The organism is Paraburkholderia sp. SIMBA_027, assembly GCF_046535315.1.
Taxonomy (GTDB): Bacteria; Pseudomonadota; Gammaproteobacteria; order Burkholderiales; family Burkholderiaceae; genus Paraburkholderia; species Paraburkholderia tropica.
Map to the genome: position 1 here is coordinate 1 of NZ_JAWRWY010001429.1, position 243 is coordinate 243.

Annotated in this window: 1 protein-coding gene; it reads left to right on the top strand. The window is 62.6% G+C overall.

Translation table 11 applies throughout. From position 1 onward, the window contains the following. Positions 1-243: hypothetical protein (locus tag SB764_RS43905; RefSeq protein WP_410867298.1), on the top strand; the 243-nt coding region annotated here is incomplete at both ends.

Genomic DNA, 243 nt, shown 5'->3' on the forward strand with positions numbered 1-243 from the left:
CGTGGACTGGATGCACGCGGTCTCCCACGGATTCCACGAGCAGCGGCGCACCGATGACCATGTGGCCAAGGCTTTAGCCAGCTACAAGGTGGACGGCCGCGAATTTACTGGCGTCTACGTCAGCGGCAACATGCCTCAACACGCCCTTGGCGCCGAGGTGCCGGTTGCCACGTACGCCACCATGCGCAAGAGCCTCAACGTTGGCCTCGGCCGACTCGTGAAAGCCCACTTGGTAACTGCTGT